This window comes from Clostridium brassicae (assembly GCF_026738875.1).
GTDB classification, from domain to species: domain Bacteria; phylum Bacillota; class Clostridia; order Clostridiales; family Clostridiaceae; genus Clostridium_H; species Clostridium_H brassicae.
Genome location: NZ_JAPQFJ010000010.1, coordinates 82,716 through 97,630, shown reverse-complemented (window position 1 = coordinate 97,630; position 14,915 = coordinate 82,716). Strand labels below are relative to the sequence as shown.

Genomic DNA, 14,915 nt, shown 5'->3' with positions numbered 1-14,915 from the left:
TAATTATGGTTTAACGCTTTGTTATACTATAACTTTAGATGAAAGGAGAAATTCTTATGAGTAAATCAAATGAACTCGGCAATACGAAAATCTCAACATTACTATGGAAATTCTCTATACCTGCTATTGTAGGTATGATGGTTAATGCATTATATAATATAGTGGATAGAATTTTCATTGGACAAGGCGTAGGTCAAACAGCTTTAGCTGGCCTTGCTATAACTCTTCCAATTTCCACTACAATAATGGCTTTTGGAATGCTTGTAGGAATTGGTGCCTCCACTCTTATTTCTATAAAATTAGGAGAAAACAATAAAAAAGCTGCTGAAAATATTCTAGGTACAGCTGTTATACTAGATATATTGATTTCAGGTATTGTATGTGTTATAGGTATTATATTTATAAATCCAATTCTAAAAACCTTTGGTGCTAGTACAGAAAGTCTTCCTTACGCCAAAGAATATATTCTAATTATTCTAGCTGGAGCTATATTCCAAAATATAGGTTTTGGAATTAATAATATAATACGTTCAGAAGGAAATCCTAGAACAGCAATGCGAACAATGATAGTTGGTGGCCTTTTAAACATGGTATTAGATCCTATATTTATCTTTGTTTTTAAAATGGGCATTCAAGGAGCAGCTATAGCTACGGTTATATCTGAAACAGTGAATACAGTCTTAGTAATTTATTATTTTACTAATAAAAACAGTGGAAGTATTTTAAAAATAAAAAAATCCTGTCTAAACTTAAATTTTAAAACTTGCATTGATATATTTTCTATAGGACTCTCTCCTTTTTCAATGCAAATAGCTGCTAGTATAGTAACTGTATTATATAACAAAGGATTATATACTTATGGTGGAGATATAGCTGTTGCAGCTATGGGTATAATATCAAGTATATCTATGATTATTTTTATGCCTATTTTTGGTATAAATCAAGGAGTTCAACCAATATTAGGCTATAATTACGGTGCTAAATCCTATAAAAGAGTAAAAAAAGCTATGCAATTAGCTATAATATCTGGTGTTACTATTGCTTCAATTGGATATGTAGTAGTAGAACTTTTTCCTGAACTTCTTATATCTTTATTTAGTAAAAATGATATGGATCTTATAAAATTAACATCTCGTGGTCTTAGAATCGACTTATTAGTCTTACCTATTGTAGGATATCAGATAGTATCCTCTAATTACTTTCAAGCCATTGGGAAAGCAAAAATATCCATATTTTTAAGTTTTTTAAGACAAGTTATTATTTTAATACCAATAATAATTATTTTACCAAAATTTTTAAAGCTCGATGGACTTTGGCTATCTCAGCCTATTGCAGATATTGCTGCAGCTTTAATAACTGGCTATTTCTTATATAAAGATATAAAAGAATTAAATTACTTAGAAAAGTGCTCTGAATAATATTATATTTCACTAAAAAGCTACATCTATTACATTTTTGTTTTATAGATGTAGCTTTTTTATTTAATGAGGCAAATAATTAAAATTTTCTTAACTATTGAATAAAGTGCTATGAAACTAAAATTAATTTTAGTAAAATAAATATGCATATAATATATAAAAATCTATGTTTTAGAAATTGCTTGAATTGGCATAAAATGATTAAAAAATAGAAAGGATAATTGAAAAGTGAGTAGTTTTTTATTTAACCTTGCATTAAAATTTAAATCTGTGGGAATTTTAGTTAAATTAATAATAACTCTAATCACATTTATTATTTTTCATTTTATTAATAAAAATATATTTAAATTAATAGATAAAATTGATTTAACATCAAAAAAAACAATAAAGTATAAAAAAGTTATTTCTATAACAAGCAAAGTTATTTGTATAATTATTATAATTCCTGTATGGATATATGAATCTAAAGATATTCTCACTTTTCTAGGTTTATTTTCTGCTGGTTTAGCCTTTGCTTTTAAAGACTTAGTATCTAATTTCCTTGGATGGATAATTATAAGTTCTCGTAAACCCTTTGATGTAGGCGACAGAATAAATATTGGAGATAGCACTGGGGATGTTTTAGAAATAGATTGGTTCTATACCACAATTATAGAAGTCACTCAAACTAATAAAACTTATGGTCAAAGTACTGGAAGACTTGTATATATACCAAATATAAAATTAATTTCAACAGACGTAATAAATGAAACAAATACATTCCCATATACATGGAATGAGCTTGATATAGTACTAACTAATAATAGCAATTGGGAAAAAGCCAAAAGTTTAATTATGGATATTGCTCAAAAAAAATTGGGAGACATTGAAATAGAAGCTAAAGATTCTTTAGAAATAGCATCTAAAACCCATCCTATATATTACTCAAATCTTTCTCATACAGTTTACACTTCTATTGATGAAGGAAAAATAATTTTAACTTTAAGATTTATTTGTAGATCTAGAAATTTTAGAAATTTAGAACATGATATTGTAGAAAATATTCTTATTGAATTTAAAAAACATGATGACATTAAACTGTTTTAATAAAAAAAAATTGCGATAACGCAATTTTTTTTATTTATCAAAAAGTCCACCACCATTATTGCTTCTAATAGCTTTTCTTGAAGATCCCATAACTTTACTAGGTCTTCCTCCGCCTTTTTGGCTAGCACTTTTTTTATTCTTTTCCTCTATTATCTTTTTCATCATTTCAATATTCTTTTGTGACATTCTTAAAACTCCCTCTATAAAATTTTTATCACTATTATTAAGTTAATATTTCAACTCCATCTTCTGTAACTAATATAGTATGTTCCCACTGAGCTGTAAGCTTTCTATCCGCTGTTACCGCTGTCCATCCATCATCAAGAAGTTCACACTTATAAGTGCCTTCATTTATCATTGGTTCAATGGTAAAAATCATTCCTGGAACTAATATCATTCCTGTGTTTTTATTTCCACAATGATCTACAAAAGGTTCTTCATGAAATTCATTTCCAACTCCATGTCCACCGTATTCACGAACAACTGAATACCCTTTACCCTCAGCATAAGTTTGAATAGCATAGCCAATATCTCCAACAGTAGCAAAAGGCTTAACTTGTTCGATACCTTTATATAAACATTTGCTTGCAGTTTCTACTAATTTTATAGCTTTTTCAGAAGCATCTCCTATTATAAACATTCTACTAGCGTCACCATAATATCCATTTAAAATACTTGTAACGTCAACATTTACTATATCCCCTGACTTTAAAACTCTAGAATCAGGAATCCCATGGCAAACAACTTCATTTATTGATATGCAAACACTTTTAGGGTATCCCATATAATTTAATGGTGCTGGTACTGCCCCTAACTCCGAAGTATAGTCATGAACCCAAGTATTAATTTCATCAGTTGTAATTCCCTCTTTTATCCTTTCAGATACCATGTCTAAAACTTTTCTTGTTACCTCACAACTTTTTCTAATCCCTTCAATTTGCTCTGGTGTTTTTATTATATCTATTGGAGGAGCTATTAAACCCTTATCTTCTAAATCTGATAGTTTTTTATCTTGATCCATATGGCAATACTTATATTTCTTTCCACTCCCACACCAACACAAATCATTTCTTGATATCTTATTCATTCATTCACCTTCTAAATAATTTTATAGTCTCTAATAAACATTATATCATTTTTCTTGGATTATTGTTTTAATTAAATTTTATATTAAGTTTATCTTTAAAAAAATCACTAATTTTTTATACTAAATTATTTATATAACTGAATCTTTTCACAAATTCATCACAATTATAACACACTTTAATCAAAATTATATCTTATCATAAAAACATAACATAACAAATCATTTATTTTGAATATGTAGGAGGTAAAAATTATGAAAAGAAAAAATATTTTAGCAGGTACAGTTTTATCTATTTTAATTGGTGTAGGAGCAACTGCTTATGCCACTACTACAACTACACCATCACAAAACACTAATTCAGATAATAACAAACCAATTTCTAGTGGCATAGGACTTAGACGTATAACAGGATTAAGAGGATATGATTTTGCAACCTCTGTAATTAAATCTAAGCTTAAAGTTACTGATGAAGATATTAATAAAGCTAGAGAACAAGGTAAGACATTAAGCGATTTTGCAGAAGAAAAAGGACTTACACATGACGATTTAAGATCAGCTATGATAGAAAGCAAAAATAAGGCAATTGATGAGGCCGTTTCTAAAGGAACAATTTCAAAAGAAGAAGGAGAATCATATAAAAAATCAATAAAAGAAAACTCAGAAAACAACATTGGCGGACAAGGTAGACTAAATGCTCCTAGAGGAAATGGTAATGGTCAAGGCCAAGGTAGAGGTAATAGAATGAACTGTGTAACACAAACTACATCCTCTAAATAAGCAATAACTAGCATCACTCCCCGCAATTTATTTTAGAAATAAACTGTAAAAGAGTAAAATAAAAAAACAAAGAGTTTTAATAAAATTATCAAGACCTAAATTATTGAAACTCTTTGTCTTTAATTATTTTAGTGATATTATATTCTACTTTGTAGCTGTGCTTTCAATAATATTTTTAACTTGTTCAGCAGTCATCCCCACAGCATCAATAGTTGGAACAGATGTAACAGCATCCTCAAACCCCATCATATTTCTGCTTAAATCATTTAATACTACAGCATCATATTCATTTAAACAAGCAGGATTACCTTTCATTTTTTCATCGATTTTCTTTACTTCGTATCCAGCATTTTTAAGATAACTCTCAACATTAGTTAAACTATCTTCAATAGCTATTTTTTTCATGTTTATCACCTCAAATAATATTATTTATACATATTTAATCATAATTTATTTTTACCCAAATTTTTTAATTTATTAGTTGTTTAAAATAGAAAAAATGTTGCGTTACCGCAACATTTTTTGTTATACTGTTTTTCTATTTAATACTGCGTTTAATAAAACCCCAACTATCGCAGCAAGACTTAATCCTGTAATTTTAACTGTTGAAGTTACAGGTATTCCAATTGAAACTCCTAAGAATTTTTCTACATAACTTGTTCCAAGTCCTATTATTATTATAGTAACTATTACTAATAAATTTTTTGTATTAAATTCTACTTTTCCTTTACTTAAAGTCTTTACTCCTATAAAAGATATCATACTAAAAAGCATTATGCTTATTCCACCCATAACTGGTGCTGGAATTGTACTTAGTAATCTTCCTACTTTAGCTACAAATCCAAGTAATATGGCAAATACTGCCGCTATTCTTAATATTTGTGGATTATAATTTTTAGTTATTGCAAGTACTCCTGTATTTTCTCCGTAAGTTGTATTTGCAGGTCCTCCTATAAATCCGGCACATAATGTCGCAAGTCCATCACCTAGTAAAGTTCTATTTAAACCTGGATCTTCAATAAAATTCTTTCCAACTACTTCACCATTAGTAGTTATATCTCCTATGTGTTCCATAAATACTGCAAGTACTATTGGAGCAATTATTGCTATAGCCCCTAAATCGAATTTTGGTAATGTAAAGTTTGGCATAGCAAAGATTGGAGCTTGACTAACCACACTTGTATCTACAATTCCTACTTTAAATGCTGCTAAATATCCTACTACTACTGCTATTAAAATTGAAAGTTGTTTTATAAATCCTTTTGCTTTAAAAGTTATAGTTAATGCTGTACATAATGTTATAGCTGCTATTAAAAAGTTGTTAGAAGCCATATCAACAGCTACTGGTATTAAATTTAATCCTATTACTATTATCATTGGTCCAACTACTTGATTTGGAAGATATTTCTTAATGTTTTCAACACCTATTTTCTTTATTAATAAAGACATAGTTACATATATAAAACCTGCTACTATTATTCCACCTTGAGCATAAGCTAAATCTCCATTATAATTTTGTTTAACAGTAAGTATTCCTCCTATAAATGCAAAAGACGAACCTAAAAACACTGGGACTTTTCTTTTCGTTACAAAGTGAAATATCAATGTTCCCATACCTGCTGATAAAAGTGCTACTGATGGATCAAACCCTGTAAGGATTGGAACTAATACTGTCGCTCCAAACATAGCTATTAAATGTTGAAGTGCTAAAATCATTTTTTTAGCATTTTGTAATGCACTTGAGCTTTCTTTTACCTCTACATTTCCCTTTGATAATATGTTTTCTGACATAAAAAAACCTCCTTATTTTTAATCTAAGGAGAAAGCTACTATTCTCCTCTTTTCAGCCTCTCAGGACCGAATTAAAAAGCAACTATTATATTACTTCATAATTTTTCGTAATAAAAAAGCTTCTTGTTCGCTGACAAGAAGCTATAGTTATCTCAAAAATACTCATACTCATAACTCTAACTATGAATCTTGTCAGCCTCTCTGGACTGTATTTAAAGATTATTTCTTACTTTTAATAATTGTACCACTATTTTATTCACCATGCAAGTGATATTTAGTTTTTGTTATACCCATATTAAACTTTTATATCTCTAAAACCTATATCCATAATTTCAAAGTATATTATTAATTTAATATATTATATTAAATCCTTTTGCTTCTAAAATAATTCTAAGCTGATTTTTTAGCTTCTCATCTATATTAGAATTAGATTTAACTATATCATATCCATTAAGTATAATATTTTTACACACCATCTTATTAGGAATACTTATTTTTCTAATAAATTCTATATATCTTTCTGCCTTATCATTAGTTAAATTTTTTTCCAAATCCACAGTATTTGTGACTATCCTATCTATAGTTTTCTTTTCTTCTTCCTCTAATCTTATTCTTTTTATTCTATCTCTTACAACCAAAACAGGTATAGATAATAAGCTTACAACTGCAATAACTCCTTTTACAGTATCACTTTTACTATATCTCTCTCCCATTTTCTTTCCCCCATATAACATTAATTATATTCAATTATATGCACTATCAACTAATTGAATCCCACATCTTTAATTTTACTTCTGTTATAATAATATTTTTCAATCCTTACTTTTATTCCTCTTAATCTCTTGTTATAATACGCATTGACCTGACATTTGAACAATAACATCTCTTATTTGTGAAGCCTTATCCTCCTCAACTAACACTATAAGATAATCGCCTGGATATATAGTTGTGTTTCCTTTTGGGATTAACTCTTTATTTCCTCTTTTAATACCAACCAATAAACATTTCTCAGGCCACTTTAATTCTCTTATTTTTTTACCTTCTACCATAGATCCAACAATTACTGCACTTTCAAGAAGCACTTTTCTTTTACTATCTCCTACAAATTCATCCTCTTTATTGTTTTTTAAGAATCTTTCCAATAATATTTCATATATAGGTCCGGATTTTAAAATATCAGTTACAACGTATGCTGTAATTGATACTAAAGTTAATGAAAGCAAATGAGAAAAAGAACCTGTCATTTCTGTAATCAAAATACTTCCTGTCACGGGTGATTTTACAATTGCTGTAAAATATCCTGCCATAGCCAAAATCATAAAATTTGTAACGTATTTAGGATCTAAATTAATTGCCTTAGTTAAAGTTACCCCATATATATCTCCTATTAGAGCTCCTATAACTAATAGAGGTAAAAATATTCCTCCTGGTACACCCGAACCATAACTTATCATAGTAAACAAAAATTTAATTACCAAAATAATAACAAGCATATGAATTGTAAAATTACTTTTAGTTAATTCTTCTATAAGTTTATGCCCTCCTCCAAGAAGATTAGGTAAAGTTAAACCTAGTATACCTGCTAGTACAAAAGGAACAACTGGCCTAAATTCAGCAGGAAGCCATCTTTGACTATTATATATATCTTGAGTCTTAGTTATTGTATTGTTAAATATAACACCAAAAATTCCTATTATGATTCCTAATACTATTAAATAAAAGTAATATTTAAGTGGTAATGCAGTCACTTTACTAAATGAGAACACTGGCTTAAGTCCAAAAAATTGTTTTGATATAAAATCTGCTGTAAGAGATGCAGACATTGCCGATATTAATACTAAAGGTGAAAAATTCTTATGCACCTCTTCTAATGCAAACATGACCCCTGCTAAAGGAGCATTAAAAGCTGCTGCAAGCCCTGCACTAGCACCACTTGTAATTAAGAATTTTTCCTCTACTTTTATTCTCTTGAAAATTCTGCTATATCCTTGTCCTATAGCCGCTCCCATCTGAACAGATGGCCCCTCTCGTCCTACTGACAGACCTGCACCAAGAGCTAAAACACCACCTATAAATTTCTTAATTACAACACTAACCCAATTCATTTCTAGCTTTCTTAAGAGTACACCTTCTACTTGAGGTATTCCACTTCCACTAGCCATAGGTTCACTTTTTACCATTTTTCCTACCAAATAAGCAATTACCATTAATGCTACAAACATAAGAATTATATATCCTATATTTCCTTTTGCATTTAAGTATATTTCTTTTGTAAGTTCACCTGATTTTTCTGCCGCATATCTATAAGCCACTACAAGTAACCCAGATAAAAGTCCTATCACAACCCCTTCTACAACAAGTTTAAATCTGAAATTTTGCCAATGAAATAACGTGTTGTATATTCCATTTTTATTTTTTTCTTTCACACTTCTTCCCCCATTGTCAAACATATTATATTTTAAGTCAACTACATGTTAATTATAATCCTATAACGCAATACAAGCAACCATATTTTATATTGCATCATCTTATGTACAATGACATTCAAAATTAAAAGCTTTATTTAAAAATATATTTTGTATAATAACACACTTTTCAAAAATTTTAATAAACTATATTATAGAGTAATTGTTGGCAGGTGATATTGTGGTTAATCCAAAATATAGAAATCTAATAGTAGGAGTTAATACTAAAGTACCTCTTTTTAATGGAGAGTATGTACAAGCTGCAAATTTTGATAATGCAGCAACTACACCCTCTTTTATATCTGTAGCAAATAAAATTATGCGTTTTCTTCCATGGTATTCTTCTGTTCATAGAGGGTTTGGATATAAATCTCAAATTTCAACAAAAATCTATGAGGAAGCAAGAGATATAATTCTTAATTTTGTTAATGCAGATAGTAAAACAAACACAGTAATATTTGTTAAAAATACAACAGAAGCTATAAATAAGCTTTCAAATCTATTATATGAAGAATACAATGATGGAGTAATTCTTTGTACTGAAATGGAGCATCATTCAAATGATTTACCATGGAGAAAATATAATATAGATTATATTATGGTAGATGATTATGGACGACTTTCACTAGATGATTTAGAACAAAAACTAATAAGGTATAATGGTAAAGTAAAGCTTGTTACTCTTACTGGAGCTTCTAACGTTACAGGATACAAAAATGATATACACGAAGCAGCAAAGATAACTCATAAATATAATTCTAAAATACTGGTAGATGGCGCTCAATTAGTTCCTCATTCTGTTGTAAATATGAAAGAAGATAATTCACCTGAGCATATAGATTACCTTGCATTTTCTGGTCATAAGATGTACGCTCCTTTTGGTACAGGAGTTTTAATCGCTCCAAAAGAAGATTTTGAAAATATTGCTCCCGACTATTCTGGCGGAGGAACAGTAGAAACCGTTACTCAAGATTATGTAAAATGGACTCATACCCCTGAAAAAGATGAAGCAGGTTCTCCAAATGTACTTGGTGCTGTTGCCTTAGGAATAGCTATTGAAACTTTATCTTTAATTGGAATGAAAAATATAGAAGTATATGAAAGATATTTAACAGATTACACTCTTAAAAATTTGAGAAATATTCCTGATATTAAATTATACTATGATGCTGTTAATTCTGATGAAAGAATAAGTATAATATCTTTTAATATTAAAAACATTCCTCATGAAACTACTGCTAAAATTTTATCTTATGAAGCTGGAATAGCAGCACGTAATGGCTGTTTCTGTGCTCATCCTTATGTACAAAGATTACTTCATATGACAAAAGAAGAGGTAGAAGATAGAATTAGAACTGATAGCAAAAAACCTGGTCTTGTTAGAATAAGTTTTGGACTTTATAATACAGTAGAAGAGGTAGATAGATTAGTTTATATTCTTAACAAAGTAGTAAAAAACAAGCAGTACTATATTAATAAATATGAAAAAATAGAATAATGTTGCTTTGCAACATTATTCTATTCTTTTTAAATATCAAAACTTATAAAAAAGTATATATCTTCCCCTTTGCATTCCGCCCATATTTTACCATTTTGTGTTTCTACTATATTCTTAGCAATCGCAAGACCTAGCCCACTTCCTCCATTTTCTCCAGTCCTTGATTTATCTACTCTATAAAATCTTTCAAATAGATATTCTAGCTCTTCTTTGGGTATATTTTTACCTTTGTTATGAATACAGGTCATAATTTTATTATTTTCTTTGTATAATCTAATATTAACCACACTTGGTTTTAAACTATATTTTACTGAATTCATGAGCAAATTTTCAAAAGCTCTAACTGTCTTATTTGCATCTAATTTAAGTATAAACTTCTCTTTTGATATATCCTGCTCTAATTTAAGATCATTTTCTTCAAAAACTGGTACAAATTCTTCTATAAGCTGCATTAAAAGTTCATTTATAATCACTTCTTTTCTATCAAAATTCACTACTTTATTTGCAACCTTTGTATATTCAAAAAGGTCTTCAATCAAAACCTTTAATTTTTCTGATTTGTTAAATGCAATATTTATATACTCATTAAGCTGTTCTTCATTTTCGTATCTTTTTTCTTTTATCAATCCCAAATATCCCATTATGGAGGTAAGAGGTGTCCTTAAATCGTGAGACACATTAGTTATTAATTGGTTTTTAGTTTCCTCTGCTCTTCTTTCTTCCTCTATCTTTTTATTCAATTTAAAGCTCATATTATTTATATTATCTGCAAGACAAGCAAGCTGATCATCACCTTTTTTTTCAACTTTAAAATCCAAATTTCCTGATGATATTTCTATAAGTCCATTAGATATCTCTTCAATATACGCCATCTTTCTACGAGTAAAAAACAAAAATGCTAAAATAAACACTATAAGTGCAGTTATAAATGCCATAAACCTAGGGAAATCATCATCATGATTATATATTATTTCTCCTTCAGGAATTCCAGAATATATCAAATAAGCTCTACTATCTGCAAAGGTTATAGGATAAAAAGATGTATACTCTTTTCTCTCCTTTGAATTTCCTCTACTTTCTCTAGCCTCCATAGCATTTTTTATTATGCTATATACATCTACTTGAGTTTCTGATGCTCCTTTATTTTTATAGATGATTTTTCCATCTAAATCTGTAATTAATATTCTATTAGCTTGTCTATACGTTCCTATTATCTCTTCAATTTTTTCTTTTTCTTTAATAGAGATTTTTTCATCAGATATTCTTCTTATGAATCTTTCTGCATCACTATCAATATCTTTTATACCAGAATCATAACTTATCTCAGTATAAACATTCATATTTCTAAAAAAATTCCAACTAGTCGTAGCTGCCACCGCTGCTAATAAAAAACATATGAAAAAAGTAACTAAAAGCTCCATCCTTACACTTTTACTAGTTTTTTCTCTCATCAAGCTATAAATAGCATAAAATCTTCTAATCAATCTTTTTGTAAGTCTAAATTTAGGTTTATGAAACAATTTAAGCCTCAAATTTATATCCAACTCCCCAAACAGTTTTAATATATCTAGGTTTTCTAGAATTCTCTTCAATTTTTTCTCTAATTTTTCTTATATGTACCATAACAGTATTATCAGATCCAAAGAATTCCTCCCCCCAGACTGTTTCATAAATTTTTTCTGTACTAAAAACTATTCCCTTATTTTGTGCTAAAAGTTTCAGAATATCAAATTCCCTTGGGGTCAACTTCACCTCTTCATCATTAACTCTAACTTCATGAGTTTCAATATCCATAGTTAATCCATCCACCTCAATAAGAGAGGTATTTATAGATTTCTTATCGTTAAAAATTATATACCTCCTTAATTGCGATTTTATTCTAGCCACAAGTTCTAATGGATTAAAAGGCTTAGTTAAATAATCATCTGCTCCTGTTGTAAGCCCCATTATTTTATCCATATCTTCGCTTTTAGCAGAAAGCATTATAATAGGCATACTCCTATCTTCCCTTATCTTTAAACATGCTTCTATTCCGTCCATCTTAGGCATCATTATATCTAAAACAATTAAATGTACCTCATTATTCTCAAGAAGTTTCAAAGCTTCTTCTCCATTTTCAGCTAATAAAGTGTTATACCCTTCATTCTTTAAATAAATGTCAATTAATTTTCTAATTTCTTTTTCATCGTCAACGATAAGAATAGTTTCTTTAACCATACCTCTACCCCCTCATCAAATACAACATTTACAGTCTTTAAAATAATACCTCCTAACACTATAGCAAATATTACATCCATAATAACATGTTGTTTAATAAACAATGTAGATAATATTATTAATATTCCTGCTATATTTACAGTAATAGTGACTTTTTTATTACTCTCTACTTTACTAATTCCTTTCATAACAAAATAAGTAGTTAAAACATGTAAGCTTGGAAAGCAATTAAAAGGCTTATCATTTGAATAAACTATTCCAATTAATTTTGTCATTATATCCTGTTCTACAGGATAAGGTCTTGCCACTGTTGTTTGGAAAAAATAAAATATTACATAACTAATTATAAACCCTATATCTAAACAAAATAAGATTTTATAATAAACTTTTTTATTTTTAAAACATATATATACCATTACTAGAAAAATATAGGGGTACCATATTAAATAAGGCAATACAAAAGCTTTCAAAAAGGGAGTAGCTCTATCTATACTACAGACTAAACTATAAGCACCTCTGCTCTCATTATTTAATAGTCCATAAAAAATATTTAATATAGGTATAGAAATCATAAAACTTAAAGGCATTATATTGTTTTTTAACTTTTCCACACTGTTTCTCCTCTCTATCAACTAAAGTTCTCACTATAAATATTTTAAAGTAAATATCTTAAAAAAGTTTATTTTTAACCTTAAGATTTTCTTAAATTTACTAAAATTTTATATGTAGATTTTATTTTCTATAATTATCTATAAAAAAAAGCCTAAATGTATAACACTTTAGGCACTTAATCTCTTTCTCTTATAGGAATATATTTGCATTTTTCCTTAACATTTCTGTAAGCAGGCCTTATAATTTTAGGTTCGCTCGCCACTTGCTCTATTCTATGGGCGCACCACCCCGCCATCCTAGCTGCAGCAAATAAAGGCGTATATAATTCACAAGGAATATTAAGCATATCATACACAAATCCTGAATAAAAGTCTACATTAACACATATATTTTCTCTTCCTCTTAACTCTTTAAATATCTTAAGGGCCGTTTTTTCTACATTTTCATATAAAAGAAATTCATCTACTCTTCCTTTTTCTTTTGCTAATTCTAAAGCTTTTTCTTTAAGCATTACTGCTCTTGGATCAGATAAAGTGTAAATAGCATGACCAATACCATATATTAGACCAGCTTTATCAAACATTTCCTTGTTAAGTATTCTAATTAAATAGCTTTCAATCTCTTCAAGATCCTGCCAATTATTAATACTTTCTTTTATGTTACTCATCATATTGATTACTTTTATATTAGCTCCTCCATGTTTAGGTCCTTTAAGTGAACCTACTGCTGCAGCTATAGCTGAATAAGTATCTGTTCCTGTTGAAGACACCACATGAGTAGCAAAAGCTGAATTATTTCCTCCACCATGTTCAGCATGTAAAACTAACGATAAATCTAAGACTTCAGCTTCTGTTTTAGTGTAATGATTATCTGGCCTTATTAGGTGAAGTATGTTTTCTGCTACACCTAATTCTGCTTTAGGCGAGTGTATAAACAAGCTTTTTCCATCATAATAATGTGCTTTAGCTTGGTACCCATAAGCAATCATAACAGGAACCCTAGAAATAAGTTCTATACTTTGTCTTAAAATATTCCTTATACTAGTATCATCAGGATTATTATCAAAAGAATATGCTACAAGAATACTTCTTTCTAGTTTGTTCATTATATTATTACTAGGGAATTTCAAAATCATATCTTCAGTAAAACCATCTGGTAACTCTCTACATTTTCCTAACATAATTTTAAATTTTTTTAATTCTTGTTCAGTAGGGAATTCCCCCAAAAGTAGAAGATAACAAACTTCTTCAAATCCAAATCTCTTATCACTTTGAAACCCACTAACAATTTCTTTAACATCTATTCCTCTATATGTTAGCATACCTTGGTCAGGAATCTTTTTTCCATTTTCTATTGTATATCCATGAACATTACCTACTTCAGTAAGCCCTACTAAAACTCCTGTTCCATTTTCATTTCTCAATCCTCTTTTTACATCATATCTTTTATAGCACTCTGAACTAATTATATTATTTTTTTTTGCTTTTTCAGTTAATTTATTTAGACTAGATTTATATATTTCATTTTTTTCAAATAAATCACCCCTAGAATTACTTAGCATTTAGTATGCCCCCCCTATACACGATTACTTTAATATATTTTACCATATAATATGCTTTAATAAAATAACAATTTACACAAAATTGAATAATTATCATTCAATTATTTCATTTTTGATTGTTCTAGAATAAATTCACATTAAGTATTTAGTAAAAAAAATCTCTTAACCTCTTTAAAATACCCGTATTTATACTAATATTTTTTTACATTTTAATATAAGCCTAATTCTTTTTTCAAGTTTTGATTCATATAATTTCATTTATGAACTACCTTTCGTATTTAGCTATATTTTAAAGAATATTGATTTTATTATAGTAAAAACTATTATTGTTTCAGATAATCTATTATTTTATAAAATTTTAATTGTAATTTGAATTTTATTTGTTAAAATATACTATATATTA

The 14,915-nt window shown here is 28.5% G+C and carries 14 protein-coding genes; 4 read left to right on the top strand and 10 right to left on the bottom strand.

Translation table 11 applies throughout. The features are described from left to right. Positions 1 to 56 precede the first annotated feature (56 nt). Positions 57 to 1,418 carry an MATE family efflux transporter gene (locus tag OW729_RS10860; protein ID WP_268061528.1) on the top strand — a complete coding sequence of 454 codons (1,362 nt, stop codon included), beginning with the start codon at positions 57 to 59 and terminating at the stop codon, positions 1,416 to 1,418. Between the two features lie 228 nt (positions 1,419 to 1,646). Further along, positions 1,647 to 2,504, top strand: a complete 858-nt coding sequence (locus tag OW729_RS10855; RefSeq protein WP_268061527.1) for a mechanosensitive ion channel family protein — start codon at positions 1,647 to 1,649, stop codon at positions 2,502 to 2,504. Positions 2,505 to 2,534: 30 nt separating this feature from the next. Here OW729_RS10855 and OW729_RS10850 read toward each other — a convergent pair whose 3' ends face one another. Continuing rightward, complete coding sequence (locus tag OW729_RS10850) at positions 2,535 to 2,690, bottom strand: hypothetical protein (RefSeq protein ID WP_268061526.1); 156 nt, start codon at positions 2,688 to 2,690, stop codon at positions 2,535 to 2,537. 37 nt (positions 2,691 to 2,727) lie between these two features. After that, positions 2,728 to 3,591: a methionyl aminopeptidase gene (locus tag OW729_RS10845; RefSeq protein WP_268061525.1), complete on the bottom strand. Its 864-nt coding sequence runs from the start codon at positions 3,589 to 3,591 to the stop codon at positions 2,728 to 2,730. A gap of 252 nt (positions 3,592 to 3,843) precedes the next feature. Here OW729_RS10845 and OW729_RS10840 point away from each other — a divergent pair, with 252 nt between their 5' ends. Further along, positions 3,844 to 4,368 carry a hypothetical protein gene (locus tag OW729_RS10840; RefSeq protein ID WP_268061524.1) on the top strand — a complete coding sequence of 175 codons (525 nt, stop codon included), beginning with the start codon at positions 3,844 to 3,846 and terminating at the stop codon, positions 4,366 to 4,368. 144 nt (positions 4,369 to 4,512) lie between these two features. On the opposite strand, the gene OW729_RS10835 is transcribed toward OW729_RS10840, so the two are convergent. The 4 genes from OW729_RS10835 to OW729_RS10820 form a co-directional block, all read right to left on the bottom strand. Then, positions 4,513 to 4,773 carry a YkuS family protein gene (locus OW729_RS10835; RefSeq protein WP_268061523.1) on the bottom strand — a complete coding sequence of 87 codons (261 nt, stop codon included), beginning with the start codon at positions 4,771 to 4,773 and terminating at the stop codon, positions 4,513 to 4,515. A 120-nt stretch (positions 4,774 to 4,893) separates the two neighbouring features. Continuing rightward, positions 4,894 to 6,159 carry a uracil-xanthine permease family protein gene (locus OW729_RS10830; protein ID WP_268061522.1) on the bottom strand — a complete coding sequence of 422 codons (1,266 nt, stop codon included), beginning with the start codon at positions 6,157 to 6,159 and terminating at the stop codon, positions 4,894 to 4,896. 350 nt (positions 6,160 to 6,509) lie between these two features. Beyond that, entirely contained in the window at positions 6,510 to 6,872 is a 363-nt protein-coding gene (locus OW729_RS10825; RefSeq protein WP_268061521.1) for a hypothetical protein, read from the bottom strand. Between the two features lie 132 nt (positions 6,873 to 7,004). Next, on the bottom strand, positions 7,005 to 8,585 hold the full coding sequence (locus OW729_RS10820; protein WP_268061520.1) for a ClC family H(+)/Cl(-) exchange transporter: 1,581 nt from the start codon (positions 8,583 to 8,585) through the stop codon (positions 7,005 to 7,007). 220 nt (positions 8,586 to 8,805) lie between these two features. On the opposite strand from OW729_RS10820, the gene OW729_RS10815 reads away from it, so the two are divergent. Continuing rightward, the gene (locus tag OW729_RS10815; protein ID WP_268061519.1) at positions 8,806 to 10,122 is read left to right on the top strand and encodes an aminotransferase class V-fold PLP-dependent enzyme; all 1,317 of its coding nucleotides are present in this window, start codon (positions 8,806 to 8,808) and stop codon (positions 10,120 to 10,122) included. 29 nt (positions 10,123 to 10,151) lie between these two features. On the opposite strand, the gene OW729_RS10810 is transcribed toward OW729_RS10815, so the two are convergent. From OW729_RS10810 to OW729_RS10795, 4 genes are all read right to left on the bottom strand, one after another. Further along, the gene (locus tag OW729_RS10810) at positions 10,152 to 11,642 is read right to left on the bottom strand and encodes a sensor histidine kinase (protein ID WP_268061518.1); all 1,491 of its coding nucleotides are present in this window, start codon (positions 11,640 to 11,642) and stop codon (positions 10,152 to 10,154) included. Position 11,643: 1 nt separating this feature from the next. Next, positions 11,644 to 12,339: a response regulator transcription factor gene (locus OW729_RS10805; protein WP_268061517.1), complete on the bottom strand. Its 696-nt coding sequence runs from the start codon at positions 12,337 to 12,339 to the stop codon at positions 11,644 to 11,646. Continuing rightward, entirely contained in the window at positions 12,285 to 12,950 is a 666-nt protein-coding gene (locus OW729_RS10800) for a phosphatase PAP2 family protein (protein ID WP_268061516.1), read from the bottom strand. Before OW729_RS10800 ends, OW729_RS10805 begins: the two co-directional genes overlap by 55 nt. A gap of 176 nt (positions 12,951 to 13,126) precedes the next feature. Beyond that, positions 13,127 to 14,512, bottom strand: a complete 1,386-nt coding sequence (locus tag OW729_RS10795; protein ID WP_268061515.1) for a citrate/2-methylcitrate synthase — start codon at positions 14,510 to 14,512, stop codon at positions 13,127 to 13,129. Between the last annotated feature and the right edge of the window lie 403 nt (positions 14,513 to 14,915).